Raw genomic sequence first — 20,374 nt, 5'->3', positions numbered from 1 at the left:
CACGATATTAATATGTGCGATGAGAAAGGAAGCCATCATGTCCCTCGATAAAGTCCTTTACCGCGCCACCGCCACCGCCACCGGAGGCCGCGATGGCCGGGGCACCAGCGACGACGGCCAGCTGGATGTCAAACTGATCACCCCCAAGGCGCTGGGCGGCGCAGGCGGCGACGGCACCAACCCCGAGCAGTTGTTCGCGGTCGGCTACAGCGCCTGTTTCCTCGGGGCGATGAAGTTCGTTGCCAACCGCGACAAGCTGGCCCTGCCCGCCGATGTCAGCGTGACCGGCGCGGTCGGCATCGGCCCGATCCCCAACGGCTTTGGCATCGAAGTTGATCTGACCGTCAGCCTGCCGGGCCTCGACCGTGCAGCGGCGGAAACGCTGGTCGAACGGGCGCACATCGTCTGCCCGTATTCCAACGCCACCCGTGGCAACATCGACGTGCGGTTCACCATCGTTTGATGGTGTGGGAGGGAGGCAGGGGTGTGCCGGGCTACCGCCCGGACCCGTCTGGAGGCGATGCCTCCAGACCTTCCTTTTTCTTTATCTTGAGGACATCGCGCCCTGACCGTCGTCTTTGGTGCGCTGTATCGCTTTTGCGAAAACTGGGTCACACTCTTGCCCCTGTTGCCTGGGATCAACGACGGCGCGGGTCGTCACAGTCGGGAGGGTGTGGTGGTGGATCTGAGTAGGTGGAAGAACGTTCCCCAGCCAGAGCGGAAAACTCTGGAGGGGGCTTATGCACGGCTGGAGCCGTTGAAGGCGGACCAGCATGGACAGGCGTTGTTCGAGGCGGCGACCGCACCCGGCGTCGAGGAGCGGTTTCGGTATCTGTTCGACCAGCCGCCCGCCGATATCAGCGACCTGCGGGCGTGGGTCGAGAAGGCCGCCGCCAGCGTAGACCCGCTGTTCTTTGCCGTCATCGACAGGGCGACCGGCCGGGCCGAGGGCCGACAGGCGTTGATGCGCATCGACACCGCCCATGGGGTGATCGAAATCGGCAACATTATGTGGGGACCGGCGATCAGCCGCACACGGGTTGCGACCGAGGCGCTGTTCCTGTTCGCTGACTATGCCTTCAGCCTTGGGTATCGTCGTTTCGAGTGGAAGTGCGAGAACGCCAACCTGCCCTCCAAGCGGGCGGCAGAGCGGTTTGGCTTCAGCTTCGAGGGCCTGTTCCGTCAGCACATGGTCGTCAAGGGCCGCAACCGCGATACCGCGTGGTTCTCCATCCTCGACAGCGAGTGGCCGCGCCTGCGCGCGGGCTATCAGCTCTGGTTGCAGGCCGGGAACTTCGATGCCAGCGGCCAGCAGCTCAGCCGGTTGCAGTTCGACCAGTAACCGACCCGCCAAGGAGACCGCCCCATGCCGGACCAACAGCAGAAATTCGAGCGTTTCAAAGCCCTGCACCAGCAGGCGACCGCCTTTGTCATTCCCAACCCGTGGGATGCCGGATCGGCCCGGCTGTTGAGCAGCCTCGGCTTTGATGCCCTTGCCACCACCAGCGCAGGCTATGCCTTTTCCACCGGCCGCCGCGACTCGCTGACGGCACTGAGCCGGGAGGAGGTGCTGGCCAATGCCGCCGCCATCGTCAACGCCACTCCGTTGCCAGTGTCGGCGGACCTTGGCAACGGCTTTGGGGCCAGCGCCGATCTCTGCGCCGAAACCATCCGCATGGCGGCGGCGGTCGGGCTGGTGGGCGGCTCGATTGAGGACGCCACCGGCGAGTCCGATAGCCCGATTTACGAGTTTGCCCACGCCGTCGACCGCGTCCGCGCCGCCGCCGAGGCCGCACGCGGGTTGCCCTTTGTGCTGACCGCACGGGCCGAGAACCATCTTTGTGGCCGCACCGATCTGGACGACACCATCAAGCGCCTGCAAGCCTTCGCCGAGGCCGGTGCCGACGTTCTCTATGCGCCGGGCCTGCCGGATATCGAGGCCATCAGGCTGGTCTGCCAGTCGGTCAGCAAGCCAGTGAACGTGGTGATGGGCTTGCAAGGGCCGGTCTATTCGGTGGCCGAGCTGGAACAGGCCGGGGTGCGCCGTATCAGCGTCGGCGGCTCGATGGCCCGCGCCGCCTTTGGGGCGTTGATGCGCGCCGCCGAGGAGGTACGGACCTCCGGCACCTTCACCTACGCCGCCGAGGCGTTGCCGGGGGCGGTGATTGCGGGGGTGATGGCCGAGGGGTGATCAGGGAGGGGAGCGTTGCTCCACCGCCCGAAACGCCCGTGCGAGTTTTTTGACCGCATCCTCCATTTCGGTTGGCGTATAGGCGGCGAAGCCCATCAGGAAACCGGCCGGGCCGGTTCCGGCGGCATACAGCGCAGACAGCCCGGTCAGTTCGACTCCAGCACGGCGGGCGGCGTCCATCGCCGCCTGTTCCGACACCGTGCCGGTCAGCATGCAGGGCATTTGCAGGCCGCCGACCGGAACGCGTGGCTCGACAAACCCGGCAAGATACTTTCTGACCAGCCCGGCCAGCACCTCGAGCCGTTCGGCATAGATGCCCCGCATCGCCCGCACATGGGCTCCGAAATGTCCCCCCTCCATGAACCGGGCCAGCGTCAGTTGCGCGATGGAGGCCGTATGGCCATCGAACAGCGAGCGGGCGACGGTCATCGGCTGGACGAGGGGCGGCGGCAGGACGGCGTAGCCGATCCGCAGGCCGGGAAAGAGGGATTTGGTGAAGGTGCCGATGTAGAGGGTGCGGTCGTGTGGATCAAGCCCCTGAACGCAGGCGGTGGGCTTGCCTGCGTAATGGAACTCGCTGTCGTAATCATCCTCGATGATCCATGCCTGTTGCCGGGCCGCCCAGTCGATCAGCGCCAGCCGACGATCCAGTGTCAGCGTTGCTCCGGTGGGAAACTGATGGGATGGGGTCAGGGATACGGCTTTTGCCCGCTGTGGATCGTTGATGATCTGCTCGACCATGATCCCGTGGCGATCAACGCCAATCGGCACGCAGTCCAGACCGGCAGCATCGAACGCCTTGCGGGCACCGGAATAAACCGGGTCTTCGATGAAAATCCGCTCGCCGGGGTCCAGCAGCATGGTGGCGCACAGCATCATCGCCTGTTGGGAACTGGTCAGGACCAGCACGCGGTCTGCCGTGGCGCGGGCTCCGCGTTCCAGATTCACATAATCAGCAATCGCCTGCCGCAGCGGTTCGGCTCCTTGCGGGTCGCTGTGCAAAAGTGCCTGTGTGCCGACCTCTTTCAAAACCTGCCGTTGCAGGCGTTCCCACAACGGGAGCGGAAAGGTACGGGTTTCCGGAATCCCTTGTAAAAAGGGCCGGGGGCGCAAGACACCGTGTAGGCCTCCGCTGTGAAACATGATGGCGCCACGCTGACTGAGGGGCGGCGCCGAGTCCTGCCGGAGCGAATCGTGCCGTGGCCGCCGCCAGCCCTGTGTGAACTCCGTCATTCCGGCCACAAAGCTGCCGCTGCCGACCCGTCGTTCGATGAAGCCTTCGGCGTGAAGCTGTGCATAGGCCGATTCAACCGTATCGCGGGAGACACCCAGCGAGCGGGCGAGCGCGCGCGAGGCGGGCAGTGGTTTGCCAGCGCCCAGCGCCCCGTCGAGGATCAAGTGCCGGATGGCCCGCTGGATGCGTGCGTGCAACGGCATCGCCGCATGGGCGGGATGCGCAAGCCAGGCTTTTACGGAATCCAGTTGGGAATGCTTGAACAATTGGTCTGTATCCCTTGCGGAAAATGGCAGGAACCATCAGGCCATTGATCGGTTAGATGTCAAGAAACGCTTTTGAGGAGAGTCGTTCGAATGATGTCTGCGAGTCCATCCCCCGCCCGCCTGCGGCTGAATGACCTGACCCATCCGATTGTCGCCGGGCTGATTTCGGTCATCGTCAACTATGGCGGAACCTTCATTCTGGTGTTTCAGGCCGCCAAGGTGGCTGGCCTCAGCCCCGAGCTGACCGCGTCGTGGGTGTGGTCGGTCTCGATTGGTGTCGGCCTGACCGGGCTGTTGCTGAGTTGGCGCTATCGCGAACCGATCATCACCGCCTGGTCAACACCGGCGGCGGCCTTTCTGGTGGCAGCGCTGGCCACCACCCCCTACGCTGAAGCCGTCGGGGCCTACATCCTCTCGGCCGTCGCCTTTGTTGCCCTGGGGTTGTCGGGCTATTTTGAAAAGCTGATCCGCCTGATTCCCCCCGGCATCGCCTCTGGCCTGCTCGCGGGCATTTTGCTGCAATTCGGCATTGGCGCGTTCGGTGGTGCCAGCGTTGACCCGGCCCTCGTCGGGCTGCTGGTCGTGGCTTATGTTCTGCTGAAACGCTTTACCGCCCGCTATGCGGTGGTGGGGATCCTGATGATTGGTCTGGTCTTTCTGCTGGCGCTGGGCCGGGTGGACCTGTCCGGCCTGCAGCTTCGGTTCGCCGCCCCGGTCTTTACCATGCCGGAATTCTCACTGAACGCCCTGCTGAGTGTTGCCTTGCCGTTGTTTCTGATCACCCTGACCGGCCAGTACATGCCCGGCATGCTGGTCCTGCGCAACGACGGCTTTCGGACCAGCGCCAACCCCATTGTCACCCTGACCGGCCTCGGCTCGCTGATCATGGCACCGTTCGGGTCCCATGCGTTCAACGTTGCCGCCATCACCGCCGCCATCGTCACCGGGCGCGAGGCGCATGAAGACCCGTCGAAACGCTGGATCGGCGGGATTGCGGCGGGCGTGTTTTATGTGCTGGTCGGGGTGTTCGGGGTGACGCTGGCGGCGGTCTTCATGGCCTTTCCGGCGACCTTCATCACCACATTGGCCGGTCTGGCCCTGCTCGGCACCATTGGCGGCAGCCTCGCCGGAGCAATGGCCGTCCCCGCGTCACGCGAAGCGGCGCTGATCACTTTTCTGGCCTCGGCGGCAAACATCAAGATGTTCGGCATCGGTGGGGCTTTTTGGGGGCTGGTGATCGGGCTGGTTGCGTCCTTTGTGCTGAACGGTCAGGTACGCAGGCGGCGTTCCAGCCTTGTGGTCAGTGAAGAGGCGGCGGAGTGATGGGGGTTGGGTTGGACCGTGGGATGCGACATGATTTCGTAGTCCCGTGGAATGTCTGCCGTTGCAGCCCACCATGATGAGGCCCGGGTGCGGTGTTGGTGGAATTCGAATGCTTCCCTGGTGATGAAGCATTCTTCCACCTGCCAGACCAGTTGCTCAGCGTGCAAAAACGAGGGCTTTTCCGGCCGTGGCTTCAATACATTCCACAGCGTGTCCTATGCCGTCCTCGTCGGCCATTAATTTGCCGACCGTTTCCGCTTGTTGCCGGTATCGGGACTGAAACAACAGATCACGCAGTAGTGGCAAGGCCGTATCAATACGGTATTTCTCTCTGGAAAGCGTCAATCCAAGGCCAAGACGCTGGATTCTGAGTCCGTTGTCCGGCTGATCGAAACCGAAGGGCACTACCAGCATGGGCCGCCGGGCGCGCATGCCTTGTGCTAACGTGCCAATGCCGCCCTGATGCACGATGACGCTGGCCCCGGCAAAGAGTTTGTCGTAGGCCACGTAAGGAATGGCAAGGATGTCGTCACCCGGGCAAATATCCTTGATCTGGTCTGCGTGCTGCCCATAGACCAGCACGGCACGCTGGCCGAGTTGGCGCGCGATGCTGGCGCTTACGGCATAAAAATCGCCGGCAATATTGACTGCCGAAGAGCCGAGGGCAAAGACCAAAGGCGGCGCGCCAGCAGCAAGGAACGTCTCGACCTGTCGCTCCGCCGAGGTATCACCAGCGCTCGTGGAGAAATAAGGAAAACCTGTTACCCGGGTGTGACTCGGCCAGTCCGGCTGGGCTTCGGCAAACCCAGAGGGAAACATCGCCAGCGTCCCGTAGGGAGAATACTGCCCTTCAAACAAGGGATGTCCGACCGGCGTCGGCAGCTGCAGTTCCTGGCATAGTTTATAGAGTGGCTTTGCCCAGCCCAGGGTTGCGTGCTTGATCAAGGCAAAAGCACTCCGGTAAAGGGCCGGACTGAAGCGGTGCAGGCTGTTCATCCAGGGGGCTAGTGTCATGAGTGGCGGATCGTAGGTCGAGAGCAGAAACATCGGGGCCAGTACGGTCGACAGCCAGGGCACTCCGCGCTCGCGACAGGCTATCGGCGTAGCGTAGGCCAGTGGATTGCTAATGACTACATCGGCATCCGCAAGTGCTACCCGGGTATCCTGAAAGGTATCGCGAATCTGTGTCATCATTTCTGCGGTTATTGCTTTGCCACCCCGAACCGGGTCGAACAGCAAAGCCAAGAAACAGCGCACAGACTCCGGCGAGGTGTAGCGATCCAGCCCACAGCGCAGATGGGTGAAGCGAATCGATTCCGCCTCGATCTGCTGTTGATATAAGGCCGTGCTGCCCACAGTGACCTGATGGCCACGTGCTTGCAAGACCTTGGCGATGGCCAAGTAAGGGAACAGATCGCCCAGAGAGCCGAAACATGTAAAGAGTATGCGTGCCATGTAGATTCCCCTGGTCAATGCGCGATACCAGCGCCGTCCATGAAGCAGGCTATGGCCTCTGTCAGTCGTGCCTCCAGAGCATACACATCCGGGTTGGCGAACCAGGTCAGGCAAATGCCGGCGAATAGCAGTTGTACCTGCCAGGCCAGTTGTTCGGCCGGTATGTCGGGTCGCACATCTCCCGATGTCTGTCCCTTGTATATGACAGCGGTCAGGAACGCCGTGAAATCGTTGGCCAAACCTGCCTTGCCTTCCAGTTCTCGACCAAGTTGCTGAAACTGGTAGCTGAAATGCATGCGAGCAATTTCGGGGTCGGCCCTCAATCCAGCCGAGGCATCGAGAAATATCGCCATGAGGCGAGCGCGCGTATCCGGATAGGCCTGTAGCAACTCGGGCAACATGGCCACCTTTTCACGCACATTCTCCTGCCAATAAGCATCGGCGATGGCCTCCTTCTTCGGGAAATATCGATACAGCGTTCGTTTGGTGATGCCTGCAACCTCGGCAACCGTCTCCATCGTAGTGGCATCAACGCCCTTTTCCCGGAAAAGCTGGAGCGCACATTGCACTACTCGTGACTGGATATTTGCCTTGTTGCTTTCGCGACCTGAGAGAGCTTTCCTGGTCATAATGCCGTCCGATATAAGGTATACGTCGTATACTTTATATCGGGGCGGAAGCTTGTCAACCCGTTCTTGAAAACGAGGAAACAATGAGGTGGTCCCGGAAACTCGGACAGAGTGATAAGCTAATCCGGACCTGATGAGGGACGGGGAGATGGGTAAGGTTACACGGAAACGGTATTCGGCAGATTTCAAGTCGAAGGTTGCCCTTGAAGCGATCAAGGGTGAGCAGACGTTGGCGGAGTTGGCCGCCAAATACGGGATCCAGCAGACGATGATCGCGCAATGGAAACGTCCGGCCATTGGAGGGATGTCGGCGACATTTTCCGGCAAGGCGGAAGCGGCAACTACGGCAGACACGGCAGAAATTGATCGCCTGCATGCGAAAATCGGCCAATTGCTGGTAGAGTGTGATTGTTTAAGGGATGCCTCTGTTCGCTTGGGCTTGATCAGAGGCGGCAACAAATGATCGAACCGCGCCGCCCGCGCCTGCCGATTGTTTGCCAGTGCGAACTCCTGGCCCTCAATCGCTCCAGCGCCTATTACCGGCCAGAGCCAGACGGCCTTTCTCCGCAGTCTGCTAGAGCATTGTGCAAAAAACAGTTTGGGAACAAGGACGTGGAGCGCTGCTCCACACCTCGCTGGGGCCTTAGAGCGTTTTCACACCGAGCGAAAACGCTCTCCATTTTCAGTGCCGCATTTTCCGAGCCGTTGACCGGAGACGGTCAACTTGAAAATGCTCTAAGGTCCCAGACCACATTGACTTGATATTGAAAGAAAAAATGGGGGTTCGGGGCCTCAGGCCCCGAGCGGTTTCAGGCGGCAGCCTGCACCTTCTTGCCAACTGTCGTGTACTGTGGCGTCGGATTTAACGCACGCTGGTCTAAGTGCGCATTCAACCAACAAAAAAGCCCGCGAGATCGCGGGCTTTTCTGCTGGTTCAGACCACTCCCGGCCTTATTCCCACTCGATGATTAACCGGATCGGTAAGTATTTGAGTTTTCGATGATTGTAAAACAGAGAAATAGACAAATACCGTCATATATACCGTCAAAATCACACGCAATTGATTTTCCACAATAAATGTGTCGTGGTGCGCGGCATCGATCTTTACGCGCGCATTATATACGAAGCGCGGGAGAAATAGCTAGAGCCGATCGCAAAAGTCCGTGATTGACTGCGATAGATGGCGCGATGATACCTCCCACGCCTTCTTCGAGTTTACCAACTGGGCACGCCCGGCAACCCCGGACTTCTGGCTACCCTTCCCGCTAACTCCTGCGAGGAAAACAGATAACAAGTCTCCATATCTGATTAATAATGCCCATATCTCCGTCAAATACGGCGGTTAGAGCGTTAAAGCAATCTCGGTTTCGGTGTTCAGAAAAGCCGGCTCGTAGTCTCGAGCCAGACTGCCGGTGACGCCGACCTGACGGAGCGCCTCACGCCATCCATCCGAAACGCGCTGCGCAGTGTCCCGGATAATCCGGCGTGCGTCGGGCTCAGCGATTTCGAAGAAGTCGCAAGCGTCGAGAGCAAGCCGGATGGATCTGTCGTGCGCGCCCCCCTCCAGGATCGCCGTTTCCAGATGCGGGTTGCGATCGGGTGCCGGATTCACATCGAAGACCGGGGACAAGCGCCAACGCCCGCCGCCGACATAGAGAAAACCGTGGTTCTTCAGATGATCGTCCTTGTTCGAGACGAGAATGGTGAAGACCAGACGGGAATAGAGTTCTCGGAAATCAGCGTTCGGATCGGCCGACGCCGTTCGCATGAAATCGACGATCTCGGTGTAGGCACCGAGATCCGTCCCGGTCTTGCCGAGTGCCGTGCGCGCCGAAATGTAAGGAATACGCGCGCTGCCGCGCCGGTCGAACCGTTGCAGCAAGGCGACCGGGAATGGGGTGTCGGCGAGCTCTAGCCGGACTTCCGGCGTGCGGATGCCGCAGGCCCGGGCGAGCCGAAGCGTCGCGACCTCAACCCGTTCGATCGGCTGCTGATCATGCACGGAGGTGAACTTGGCGAGCCATAGGACTTCGCCATCGATGACATTGGCTTTCGGACGTGCGCCGCCCGAACCGCCGGCTCCCGCAAGGGCCTGCAGGTCCCGAGCCGAAATCTCTTTGCCCTGCTCATAGGCCCGGGCAATGCCGGTGATTGTCTGCAGATCGATGAGGCGCGGCACCGCCTCGGCCGCCTCCCCGCGGATCACGGCGCCCGCCTCATCGACGAAACGCAAGGCGCCCTGCCTGCAGGTGTCGTCGGAGAGCGTCAGATAGTCGAACTCGGAGAGATTCTTGCCATAGGCTCGCTCGAGAAGCCGACGCCCCCAACTATCCGGCGACGCATCGCTGAAAACGCCGGCGAGCGCATCTCGCATGGTGTCCGACTGTCCCGAGGTGTGGAACGGCCCGCCGTCGAAGGGCATGTCCGGCTGTAACGCGAAGGCGCGCGGATTCTCTCGCCAGGCGGGGTCATAGGAGAAGGTGGAAAACTGGCGCGGCCCAGCCTGCGTGAACCTCAAGTGGCCGACTGGCGTCAGGCTCTCTCCCAGAGCAACACGGGCGCTGAACTCGGTCATCAGAAGGCCGCGCCGTCAGGGTCGACGACGTCCTTTGCTCCAACCGAGGCCTCATCGTCGAGCGCCTTCTGCTTGCGAAGCTTCGCGGCGTAGGTCTTTCCGCGTCGCGGCAGTTGCTCGGAAGTCAACGCCAGCCCCAAGTCATCCTTGCGAATGTTGACAAGGTCCGCCAAGCGCTCGATCAGCCCCAAGGCGACGAGAATGTCCGCAAGCGTCCCGATGCCGACGCCGGGATCGCCCTTTTCGAGACGGGCGACCGTGCTGGCAGACGTGCCGGCACGGGCCGCCAGATCGGCCACAGCAATTCCCCGCCGCAGGCGCGCGCCGCGGATGTCGTGCCCGAGCCTCTCGAGGGCCGCATTCGACTTTGGTGAACCCACATAACCATCCATATACGAATGATAACTGACAATAATCATCCATATATGATTAATTGATGCGATTTTCAAGTATGGACGCGGCCTGCGCATTGATTGAGGCCAGACGGCCCATCCGATGGAACACGCTGGCGTCTCGATCTCCGCCTCAGACCTACGTCAATCATCCCGGCCGACATAGCTGCCCTCCAGCCTTCACCGGACTTCCAACGCTCGTCCGTCTCGATCAGGGTCGACCCGCCTGCTGGACCAAAGAGATCCGCGACCTGCGGATACTTCAACCCAGCCCTTGTTTGCGGGACGTTCCCTACGATTCAGAAAAGAAGGACCGACGCCAAGAATCGCCAAAAACAGCTCGATGCTATGGGGACAACAATAACAACCTGTGGTAATTTTTACTCTATTCGGAGGGCAGCAAATGACCGCAATTCAACCGGTTCGAAAGCTCACGATCATCGCTAAAGATCCCGGGCTTCGAATTGGGAGCGACGGGCCCATGGTCTTCGCGCAAGTCGACGTGCCCGCCGAAATACTTGCGCCCGGGCCAACTGGATATCGGATCAAGGTTGTTGACTATAATGCCACCGAGCAGCGCGCCTATGCCGCGAGGCAGAGTTACCAGAGCGGCGACATGTTGCTAGATCCCTTCGCGCCGGGCGACGGCGAAACACTCCTAGATCGTGATTACCAAACGCGCGTCGTCGCCAACCCGAATTTCCATGCCCAAAACTGCTATGCGATCGCGATGCGAACGCTGGGGCTTTTCGAGCGCGCCCTGGGCCGGAGAGTAAGTTGGTCATCCGGCGGACACCAACTCCACATCGCGCCCCACGCGTTCGCACTGGCCAATGCCTTTTACTCGGAGCCTGATCGGGCCTTGATGTTCGGCTATTTCTTCGACGAGGAGGACAAGCCGATCTTCACCTCGCTCAGTCATGATGTCGTGGCGCATGAGACGACCCATGCGGTCCTCGATGGCCTGCGCTCGCGCTACACCGAGCCCTCAGGACCAGACCAGGCCGCCTTCCATGAAGGCTTCGCAGACATTGTCGCGATCCTCTCCATCTTCTCGCTGCCCGAGGTGGTTGCTGCTGGACTTGGTGTCACCCACAAGCTGCCCGGACTCGGAGAGCCGTTGGCTTTCATCACCGAGGACAAAGTCACTCCCGAGGCCATCAGGAGTTCGATCTTGCTGGGTATTGGCGCCGAGATCGGCATGGCCAGTGGTGCGGGGCGAGGCGCGCTGCGCCAGTCAGTCAAGTTGGAACCTCACCCTCACATTCTCGACGCCCCCGACATGGCCGAAGCGCATAGTCGTGGCGAAGTCGTAGTCGCCGCCATAGCTAGGGCCTTTGTGAAGTTGTGGACGACACGCATTTCGCATCTCGGGACATTCGATGGCCGGGGCTACAACGTGTCCGCTGTGGTGGAGGAAGGGGCAAAAGTTGCTGCCCAGCTCCTGCAGATGTCGATTCGGGCCATCGATTATTGCCCGCCCACCGATCTCGACTTCGGGCAGTTTCTGGCGAGCTTGCTCACCGCAGACCGCGAACTCGTGCCGGACGATAGCCGTTTCGGTTACCGCGAGTTGGTCCGACAGTCCTTCGCGGATTTCGGTATCGTGCCGCCTCCGGGACAGACGGATGCCGATGGATGCTGGCCACATTTCGCTGCCAGTGAGGCGCTTCGCTATTCACGCAGCAACGCCGAGGCACTGACACGCGACGTCGATGAATGCTTCCGTTTCCTCTGGGAAAACCGGGATGCGCTCGAGATTTCGGAGCGCGGCTATACCCAGGTCGTGTCGCTGGACACTTCGCTGAGGATCGATCCAGACGGTATCCCGTTCCGGGAGACACTTTGCCAATATGTCCAGATGGGGCATTTTTTCGGGTCGGAACTCATGGCGATCTGCAAGATCGATCCCCTTCCTGACGGCTTCACGACGAGGACAAGTGCGGACCTGTTCGGGGGCGGCGTCGTCGTGTTCGATCAATATGGCCGGGTCAAATATCATATCGGCAACGGATTGATCGACGGAGAACGTCAGAAGCGCCGCCTTGAATATCTGCGAGACACCGGCCAGCTTAGTGGGCAGCGCGATGACGAGCGCAGCCGGTTTGCGAACCTACATCTCGCTCGGATGGGAGGTTGAGTCATGGCGCATCCCGTCACGGCGACCATCCGCGCCTATCAGATGGGCTTTGGCGACTGCTTCCTACTGAGCTTCGCCTATGACGACGCCAGCACCCGACACATCCTGATCGACTTCGGCAGTGCAGGCATTCCTGATAAATGCAACTTCAGTCTCGACGACGTCGCCGCCGACATCAAGAAGCAATGTGGCGGCGCGCTGGACATCGTCGTGGCGACGCACCGACACAAGGATCATATCAACGGTTTTGCGACGTCTGCCGATGGCAAGGGGCCGGGGGACGTCATCCGTAGCCTCACACCCAAGCGCGTGATCCAGCCCTGGACCGAAGCGCCGGACGCCCCCGAAGGCTGGACCGGTCCGGACGAAACAAAGTCGGCAAAAGCCTTCGCGGACCATCAGTCTTCGCTGGCGAGCATGCAGGCGCTCGCGCAGGCGGTCGTCGACAGGCTGGATCGCAAGGACGGCTTCGACCCGCCCTGGCCTCTCGCCGACAGGTTACGTTTTCTCGGAGAGGACAATGTCAAGAACCTCTCCGCCGTGAAGAACCTGCAGGATATGGCCGGCGATCCGAAGAACAACATCTATGTCTATCACGGGTGCCAGCTCGACCTTTCCGACATCCTGCCCAATGTGAAAGTGCACGTGCTGGGACCTCCGACCCTCAAGCAGTCGGCTTCGATCAAGACCTTTGCGAAGAGCTCGGCCGACTATTGGTTCAAGGCGCAGCGGCTGGCAAAGCTCGCCGCCTCCGAAGGCGTCTCGAAAAGCAAGACAAGCAGGCTTTTCCCCGGCCTCCAGAAGGCCGATACCTTTCGGAAAACGAGGCTCCCGACTGAAATGCGCTGGGTCGCCGATCGGGTCGACATTGCCGAGCAGGACCAGATGCTGGGGATCGTCACCGCGCTCGACAGTGCCATGAACAATACGAGCGTCATCCTCCTATTCGAGGTGGGCAAGAAGAAACTTCTTTTCCCGGGTGACGCTCAACTCGAAAACTGGAGCTACGCGCTCCAGTCCGACATGGCTGCCCTCCTGAATGACGTCGATCTCTACAAGGTCGGGCATCACGGCAGCCTCAACGCCACCCCCAAATCCGTGTGGCAACGCTTCAGAAAGCGCGGCAAGGCCGGTACGCCTCAACGGTTGACGACGGTCATGTCGACGATGGCGGGCAAGCATGGCGGCAGGAATGGCGCCCCGACCGAGGTTCCCAGAATTCCTCTGGTCAACGAACTCAAGGCGGACAGCACATTGTTCAACACTCAGGACCTGCAGCCGACTGAGCTCTGCCATACCGTAATAGTCGATCTGCGATAGGGGAACGCCATGTCCCGAAACATCGTCCTTTGCTGCGACGGAACGTCCAATCAGTTCTCCAAGGACCGCACGAGCGTCATCAAGCTTTTCCACGCACTCGTCAAAAAGGAAGGCGAGCAGCTCGTCTATTATCATCCCGGCATCGGCACCCGGGCCCCGAGCGGCATCGGAACGCAGGTTGGCGGCATGTTCGCCCGCATTGCCGGTCTTGCTTTTGGCTATCGCCTTCAGGACGATATTGTCGATGCCTACCGCTTCCTCATGAACAACTATGAGGACGGGGATCGGATCTTTATTTTCGGGTTCAGCCGTGGAGCCTATACGGCACGGGTCGTGAGCGCGATGCTGCATCTCTACGGCCTTGCGATGCGCGGCAACGATCCGCTCGTGCCCTATGCCGTCGAAATGCTCTGGGCCATGGCCAAGGCAAAGGAAGGCGCGCCTTACGAAGCGTGCGCTCAGCTCGCGCGGGACTTCAAGAAGACCATTTCGAGCCGCGAGTGCAAGACACACTTTCTGGGCGTTTGGGACACCGTCAATTCAGTAGGCTGGATCGGAAGTCCGCTGAAGATTCCCTTTGGCCGCTACAATCCCGATGTTGAAATCGTACGGCACGCCAAGGCGCTTGACGAGCGGCGCGGCTTCTTTCGCGTCAATTGGTTCGCAGAGGATGCGACCCGCGATATTCAGGAAGTCTGGTTTCCCGGCACGCATTGCGATGTTGGCGGCGGCTGGCCGGAGGCGGAAAGCGGCATGTCCAAATATCCGCTTGCCTGGATGGCAAAGGAAGCCGTCAAGGCGGGGCTGCTTGTGGACCAATCCCGAATGAATGAGGTCCTTGGCCTTTCGCCTGGACCCTATGCAGCGGCAACCCCAACTGCCCCCCTTCACCTCTGGATGGGCTTTTCATGGGCTCTCACCGAATTCGTGCCCAAGAAGCATTGGAATTTCAAGAAGCAGTGCTGGGAGTGGCGCGCCAATCTGTTTCGGCGCCGTTCGCTTCCGTCAGCGCCCGTTGTGCATGATGTCGCATGGGACATTCCCGGCTATGCAGTGCCAGAAGGCGCCTTGAAGCTGTCGGTGAAATATCCTTGAACGGATCGCGCCTTTATTATCGAACTCCCATAAAGGCTCAAACGTCATTTACGCGAGACACTCTTGAATCGTCGGGGGTATTTCGGTGATCGATACACGGGGTCGAGAGGGACGAAAGTCCGTTTCGCGCTCGGCCAACTATAGTACATCTATATACTACGGCCAAGGTCGGACGCGGATGCATTCAGGGGATCGAAATCATGGCTGAGTCACTCCTGAACGTCATCGATCTCAACCCGTCGGTAGCAATCTTTCCGTTACAGTTGATCGCCTTTGAGCCACTAGCGATGGCGGAATATCTGCACGCGCGCATCGAAACCCTGGTCGGGATCGAACCCAAATCGGGCGATTTCCGCAAAAATGTCATCAAGATCGAAAGCTTGCCTCCGCAGACGATAGACGGCTGGGTCTACACCGGCGCCGTTTACCTACTGGAGGCGGCCCCCTCTTGGTTGGCTCGCAAGCCGCCACCGAAGTCCATGGACGATGCGCCCGAGATGGAGCCCGACGATGACGATGCTGATGACCTAGCAGGCGAGCCCGACGAGGAAATCGAGGATCCGAAGGATCTTTTCCGCCAGCAAATCTGGCACTTGGCGTTGATTGGCGCTTCCGCCGGCCGGCCGGGAGACCCACAAGCGCCTGGACGATTGATCATTCATGCGACGCAGGACACCGTGGCAACGCGCCTCCGGGAATTTGTAACTGCCGGCCGGTTCGGCCAGATTCTGTCGGGCGATCCGTGCGGCGTCCCGTTCGATGACCGTGTTCTCCAAGCCCATTGCCTGAATGGCGAGGCCCGACAGGCAGCCCTCTGGGGCCTTCATCGCGCCATAAAATCCAAGCCGGATCGCAAGAGCCTCATGGGGCTCGACCTGAAAGAGGCGATGGACCCGTTTTCGGACCAGACCTACCGTCTCACGTCTGCCGTATCGATCGACAAAAAGCGTACGCCCCAATTTCTGGGGCTGTCGCTCAAGCGTCAGCGGGTCTGGTCCCAGAAGGGCCGGAAGATTGCGGAGTTATCCACCCTCCTCACCAAGCTGTTCAACGATCTGGAGGCCGTCGACCTGGTGGCGAACGTCGAGCCGGCGGGCCTGGACCAGGCCGGTTACCGGGATCTCGCCAAGACCTCGGACCCCACCGCGATCCTCGCCGCGGCGAATGCATTCGAAGCGGCATTCCGACCGCTCAGCAATCTCGACCCCTTACCAGAGGCCGCCGACGACGAGGAGGCGGCGAAGGAAGGGGAGATGAAGGCCGAAAAGGAATTGGCCTGGTTCGCCGACGGCCAGGTGACGTTTGGGGCGGCGATCCCCGGGTCGGCAGGCTTTACCCTTGAGGTGTCGCGCAAAACGGTACGGCTGGCGACCTTGACGGTGACTCCTATCGTGGAGGTGGATGGGGTGGCCCTATCTGTCAGCAGCACCTTCCACGTCCACCCGACCAATCCGGACTTGGAGCTGTTCGAGGCGCTGATAGAGGGCGACGGGCTGAGCCGTCGATTGGCGGTCTGGTACGATACCGGGCACGTCCTAGTCGACCGTCAGGTGAGCCTGCTTGAATATCGTGATGTGCGTTTCGATGCCTGGAAGTGGCGGCCGATGACGGTGCGGGGCCTGGCTGTAGAATTGACGCAGGAGAAGCCGACAAAGCCGTCTCAAAAGGACGCCAACAAGAAGGTCCCAGATCTGGAAGCGATTGGTCAGCAGCAGTCGCTGTTCGACTATTGCCTCGAAGACCTGCCGCGGTTGATCCCACCGCGAACCGGCGGTGGCCCCTTATGGGCGATGTGTGACGATGGCTCCGGGGAAATCGCCGACTTCATCTTCTATGCTCCTGTCGATCGCCGCTTGTGGCTGGTGCATGCGAAGGGCGCCGACTCGGACGCGGCCGGCCGCCAGATCTCGGTCGCGGCTTTTGAGCAAGTTGTCAGTCAGGCGCGGAAGAATCTGCGCTTTTTTGACGGGCCCATATTGGCCAGAGAACTCGATGAGAGAGGCGCGGAGAAGCCGCTTCTCTGGCGCGACGGGATCCGAATTACCGGGAATGACCATATCCAGGCACGAGACGAAATCTGCCAACAACTCCGGGACACGCACTTCTTCGAGGATCGCCAGTTAGTCGTACTACAGCCCCACGTTTCGAAAGCGAGTTGGGACCAGGCTCGACGCCTCTTGTCCGCCGGACAGGACAGCCATCAATCAGTAAAGCTATACCGTCTTCTTTCGGCACTCTTAGCGGATCTTCAGATGAGCGCGCAGAAGGTCGATGCTGGATTCATGGCGATTGGGCCGGAGACGGCTCCGGGGCCAGCGGTGCCTTCTCCGGCTGCCGCGGCTATGGCGCCGCCTCAGGCGGCGGTTCCAGCCTGAGCGCGCGCGCGGCCGCCGCCTTGGCGGCCTCAATGTCGAGGCGCGCAGCGGCATAGTTGCGGCGCTGCAGATACGGTCCGAGCTCGCCGTCGAACTTTTCGAAACGCGGCGATCGCAGACCCCGTACCAGATCGTCCGGGTTAGGAAGGTCTTGCCAGGTCGCAACCTTCTTCAAGGCCGCCTTCACCGTTTCGACAGTCTGACTGATCGCCACGATGCCGATGTGCGCAGACCCTGCGTTGAGGCCGAGATGGCGCAGGGCAGCGATCAGGGTCGCTTGGGCGCGTGGGCCCGTCCACGGTAGGATGAGGATATCGTCCTCCCAGGCCAGACACGGTTCGAGGTCGAGATCTAACCGGTCATAAGCATCTTGTGCCTCGGCCCACAGCGACCGCGCGGTGTCGTCGAGTTCGATGTCGGGGAGCGCGCGCTGACCGCTCAGCAGCGCGCGCATAGTCTCGACCACCAGACCGCTCGGGGAGATCGGTGAACCTGCGAACCGGGGCGGTCGCCCGCCGCCGGCGGGGTGCAGCAGGACCGTGGGCGGGACGTCGATGACGGTCTGAACCGCCCACCTGCGGCCGGCGAAGAAGACCGGATCACCGGGCTTGAGATTGTGGCCGCCCGGGATCTGACCGAGGGTTTCTCCACCCGCGCGTACGTTAAACTGCTTACCGCCGTCGAAGGCAGCACCAAATCCCGAGCCGTTGGTGATCTTCCGTGCGGGCGTTGTCAGTCCGAAGACGGGAAGCTCATCGGTCGGTGGAACCAGCAGCGGGCGGAAGCCGGGCAAGTCCTTTTCTACAGGACGGCCCAACCGATCGATCAGAGCGTGATAGTCTGGCTTGGCGCCTTCGATGAATGGTCCCTCCGCTAAGAGGATCTTGTTGATGTCGGCCAAGGTGACGCCCAGATTGGCCATGGACAGGGTTTGCTGAAGAAACGTGGACAGGTTCAGCGCGCCGGCTGTGGGCGCTTCGAAGCGCCGATCGTGGACAAGGACAAGCTGGGCTAGACCTTGAACGAGGGAAACATGCAGGTCTGCGAGCGGATGGGCCCCTTCGCCACCGGGCTCTTCGCGCACCAGGAGTGTGAGACGGGACAGTTTGCCCGCCCTGCGACCCGATCGACCGAGACGCTGGCGCAGCGAGGCGACGCTGGGGCCAGGATCGACCTGAACGACATGCGCGATATCGCCGACGTCGAGGCCGAGTTCCAGCGTGGGGCTACTCACCACCACGGTGGAACGGTCGGCGTCCCGCAGCGCTTCCTCGGCGATCTTGCGCGTTGCGCGGTCCAGGGAGCCATGGTGCGGAAAGACGAGGTTCTTCAGATTCGGGTGGTCGCCTGTATCCGTGTCCGGGCGAGGAGTGCGCAATTCGGTCGCGCACCACTCCACCATCGCGCGCGAATTGCAGAAGATGAGGGCTTTGCGGGCGCCGCCGTCCTCGCTCGCCATGGGTTCGACAATGGTCGCGCGCAAATCTTCCAGAAGCTGGATTTTGGCGCTTTGGGGCGCATCGGTGGCCGCTTCGTCGATGAAGGCCCGCACCTCGAAGCTTATGGCGGTTATCGGTGTGTCGTCGCTTACGATCGCTACCCGCCCAGGGTCGGCCGGGCGCAGGAACGCCCTGGCCTCTGCCTCGACGTCTTCCGAAAGGGTGGCGGAAAGCCCAATTCGGGGCACTTTCTCGCCGAGCGCGGCGTCGAGCCGAGCGAGCTGCGCGATGATCTGAACGCCGCGGGGCGTGCCGAAGAACGCGTGGAGTTCGTCAATCACCACGGCCTTGAGACCTCTAAACATCACCGTCGCCATGCCGGTGCGCAGCAGACCCTCGAGAGACTCTGGGGTGATGACTAGCACGCCCTCAGGGCTGCGCTTGGCGGCCTCGCGTCCCGCCCGCGCTTCGCCGTGCCATGGCAGCACGGGTCGATCCTTGGCCTTGAACAGCGGTTTCAATCGGGCCGTCTGCTGGTCGATCAGCGCCTTCAAGGGGCAGATGTAAATAATGTCGAAGCCACGGCCGTCCCAGTCGCCAAGGCGGGAGATAAGAGGAAGGAAGACCGCTTCGGTCTTGCCTGTCGCGGTCGGCGCGCACACGATCAGGTCGTGAGCCTCATGGCGTTCGCTGCCGAACCAGTCCCAGGTCTTGCCTTGAACCGGTCGAAGCTCGGTCCAGCCTTGAGCGATGGCCCATGCCTTCAGATCGGTAGGGAGCCGATCCAAACTCAAATCGCTTACCGGCGTCTCGTCCATATCCGTCCCCTAAGACCAACGGCCTGCTGCCGGTTCCATGGACACGCACCTAAGCTAGTCAAGTGTTCTGCCCGAACTCGACCGAGCTAATATATCCCAGGGTCGCGTGCTCGCGTACCACATTGCAGAAACGCTAGATGTAGTTCAACACATCTTCCCGAGCGGCCTCCCACGTCCGAAACACCTTGCGGGCCATCCTCTCGGTTTTCAGCGAGGAGAAACTCTCCATCGCCACACTATCCCAGACATTACCCAACCGGCTCATTGTGAGCCCGTCTCTCATCCAGCTGATGTTAGGCCCCTCAACCGCAATGATCCTAGAGGCATGATGGCGAGGTCGGCTGGCAGGAAAGTCAGTGAGAGAGTGCACCCGCCGCTGCACAAGTCATTTCGTCAACCATTGACCGTAAGCCTCGACATCTATCATTGGTACGGTGCCGCTAAACTGAAGTTGCGATATCAGTCTAAACAAAAACGCGGTTGCTGGCTTGTTCTCGTTGATAAACGTATATTCCGATGCGGTTTGATCGAAGAAGAAATGGCCATGTGACGCGACGCAGCCGATGTCGAGCCTTCCGTCTCCCGTATCGGCAGCCAAAGCCTTTTCAAATGATGGCCCCAACGCCGGACTCCATTCACTCTCGAACGTCAGAAGCCCTCCCAGGATTGGAATTAGCGGCTTCGCCGGATAAATTCCCTTAGCGTATGGGATGGGTAGGCTCGTGCGGTGCAAGCGACGAACGCTCGCGACCTTCTCCTGCGCATAAGAGACCAGACCCGCGTTCGCCGTCTGCTTCGCCTCGAAAACAGCATAGACGCTCTCTGCGGGAATGATGGTCTCGTTTTCGTATGTAAAAATGAACGGCGAGTATTGGCGATCAAAAATCACCACATCGATCTGCTGGCTAAAATTTCCGAGACTATCGACCACGTGTGCCTTCGCTGCTTGATAGCGTTTCGGCAAATAGGTCTCCAGCATACTAATCCACACGTTCTCGCTCGCGTCACCTTTCGTACCGGGATGGCCGAACGATTTCCGAACGGTTGCGAGGCGCTGCTGTATATCCTCGTGCAATGAGGAAAGAAGCTGCGATAGAGACCAGTCTGTCATCGATAAACCTC

General features: G+C 60.6%; 15 protein-coding genes and 2 pseudogenes. 9 read left to right on the top strand and 8 right to left on the bottom strand.

Annotation, left to right across the window (positions count from 1 at the left end; translation table 11 throughout):
* Positions 1-37 precede the first annotated feature (37 nt).
* The 3 genes from BW995_RS18070 to BW995_RS18060 all read left to right on the top strand — a co-directional run bounded on the left by BW995_RS18070 (position 38) and on the right by BW995_RS18060 (position 2,191).
* Positions 38-463 carry an organic hydroperoxide resistance protein gene (locus BW995_RS18070; RefSeq protein WP_076401824.1) on the top strand — a complete coding sequence of 142 codons (426 nt, stop codon included), beginning with the start codon at positions 38-40 and terminating at the stop codon, positions 461-463.
* 216 nt (positions 464-679) lie between these two features.
* Complete coding sequence (locus tag BW995_RS18065; RefSeq protein ID WP_076401877.1) at positions 680-1,342, top strand: GNAT family N-acetyltransferase; 663 nt, start codon at positions 680-682, stop codon at positions 1,340-1,342.
* A 24-nt stretch (positions 1,343-1,366) separates the two neighbouring features.
* Positions 1,367-2,191, top strand: coding sequence for an isocitrate lyase/PEP mutase family protein (locus tag BW995_RS18060; protein ID WP_076401823.1), 825 nt, complete (start codon positions 1,367-1,369; stop codon positions 2,189-2,191).
* Here BW995_RS18060 and pdxR read toward each other — a convergent pair whose 3' ends face one another.
* The gene (gene pdxR, locus BW995_RS18055; protein WP_076401822.1) at positions 2,192-3,691 is read right to left on the bottom strand and encodes a MocR-like pyridoxine biosynthesis transcription factor PdxR; all 1,500 of its coding nucleotides are present in this window, start codon (positions 3,689-3,691) and stop codon (positions 2,192-2,194) included. It abuts the gene before it with no gap.
* A gap of 90 nt (positions 3,692-3,781) precedes the next feature.
* On the opposite strand from pdxR, the gene BW995_RS18050 reads away from it, so the two are divergent.
* Entirely contained in the window at positions 3,782-5,014 is a 1,233-nt protein-coding gene (locus BW995_RS18050; RefSeq protein WP_076401821.1) for a benzoate/H(+) symporter BenE family transporter, read from the top strand.
* A gap of 156 nt (positions 5,015-5,170) precedes the next feature.
* On the opposite strand, the gene BW995_RS18045 is transcribed toward BW995_RS18050, so the two are convergent.
* Both BW995_RS18045 and BW995_RS18040 read right to left on the bottom strand, forming a co-directional pair.
* Positions 5,171-6,469, bottom strand: a complete 1,299-nt coding sequence (locus BW995_RS18045; RefSeq protein WP_076401820.1) for a glycosyltransferase — start codon at positions 6,467-6,469, stop codon at positions 5,171-5,173.
* Positions 6,470-6,483: 14 nt separating this feature from the next.
* Positions 6,484-7,098, bottom strand: coding sequence for a TetR/AcrR family transcriptional regulator (locus BW995_RS18040; RefSeq protein ID WP_084194962.1), 615 nt, complete (start codon positions 7,096-7,098; stop codon positions 6,484-6,486).
* Positions 7,099-7,246: 148 nt separating this feature from the next.
* On the opposite strand from BW995_RS18040, the pseudogene BW995_RS18035 reads away from it, so the two are divergent.
* Positions 7,247-7,651 (top strand): annotated as a pseudogene (locus BW995_RS18035) (transposase); the annotation flags it as partial.
* A 789-nt stretch (positions 7,652-8,440) separates the two neighbouring features.
* Here the strand turns inward: BW995_RS18035 and BW995_RS18030 are convergent.
* Together BW995_RS18030 and BW995_RS18025 are read right to left on the bottom strand one after the other, a co-directional pair.
* On the bottom strand, positions 8,441-9,673 hold the full coding sequence (locus BW995_RS18030; protein ID WP_076401818.1) for a type II toxin-antitoxin system HipA family toxin: 1,233 nt from the start codon (positions 9,671-9,673) through the stop codon (positions 8,441-8,443).
* On the bottom strand, positions 9,673-10,092 hold the full coding sequence (locus tag BW995_RS18025) for a helix-turn-helix domain-containing protein (protein ID WP_245821527.1): 420 nt from the start codon (positions 10,090-10,092) through the stop codon (positions 9,673-9,675). The genes BW995_RS18030 and BW995_RS18025 overlap by 1 nt, the downstream gene beginning before the upstream one ends.
* Before the next feature lie 376 nt (positions 10,093-10,468).
* On the opposite strand from BW995_RS18025, the gene BW995_RS18020 reads away from it, so the two are divergent.
* The 4 genes from BW995_RS18020 (at position 10,469) to BW995_RS18005 (ending at position 16,995) form a co-directional block, all read left to right on the top strand.
* Entirely contained in the window at positions 10,469-12,205 is a 1,737-nt protein-coding gene (locus BW995_RS18020; RefSeq protein ID WP_076401817.1) for a gluzincin family metallopeptidase, read from the top strand.
* Positions 12,206-12,208: 3 nt separating this feature from the next.
* Complete coding sequence (locus tag BW995_RS18015) at positions 12,209-13,525, top strand: ComEC/Rec2 family competence protein (protein WP_076401816.1); 1,317 nt, start codon at positions 12,209-12,211, stop codon at positions 13,523-13,525.
* Positions 13,526-13,534: 9 nt separating this feature from the next.
* Positions 13,535-14,620, top strand: a complete 1,086-nt coding sequence (locus BW995_RS18010) for a DUF2235 domain-containing protein (RefSeq protein ID WP_076401815.1) — start codon at positions 13,535-13,537, stop codon at positions 14,618-14,620.
* 200 nt (positions 14,621-14,820) lie between these two features.
* Entirely contained in the window at positions 14,821-16,995 is a 2,175-nt protein-coding gene (locus BW995_RS18005; protein ID WP_076401814.1) for a hypothetical protein, read from the top strand.
* Here the strand turns inward: BW995_RS18005 and BW995_RS18000 are convergent.
* The 3 genes and pseudogenes from BW995_RS18000 to nucC all read right to left on the bottom strand — a co-directional run bounded on the left by BW995_RS18000 (position 16,961) and on the right by nucC (position 20,363).
* Positions 16,961-19,252, bottom strand: a complete 2,292-nt coding sequence (locus BW995_RS18000) for a DEAD/DEAH box helicase (RefSeq protein WP_076401813.1) — start codon at positions 19,250-19,252, stop codon at positions 16,961-16,963. The two genes, BW995_RS18005 and BW995_RS18000, sit on opposite strands and share 35 nt — an antisense overlap.
* Positions 19,253-19,310: 58 nt before the next feature.
* Positions 19,311-19,520: pseudogene (locus tag BW995_RS21165) on the bottom strand (IS3 family transposase); the annotation flags it as partial.
* A 117-nt stretch (positions 19,521-19,637) separates the two neighbouring features.
* Positions 19,638-20,363, bottom strand: coding sequence for a CBASS effector endonuclease NucC (gene nucC / locus BW995_RS17995; protein WP_076401812.1), 726 nt, complete (start codon positions 20,361-20,363; stop codon positions 19,638-19,640).
* Positions 20,364-20,374: the final 11 nt, after the last annotated feature.

This window comes from Insolitispirillum peregrinum (genome assembly GCF_900156605.1).
Lineage (GTDB): Bacteria > Pseudomonadota > Alphaproteobacteria > Rhodospirillales > Rhodospirillaceae > Insolitispirillum > Insolitispirillum peregrinum.
Note: the sequence above shows the minus strand (reverse complement) of the source record. Positions and strands in the feature narration are given on the sequence as shown.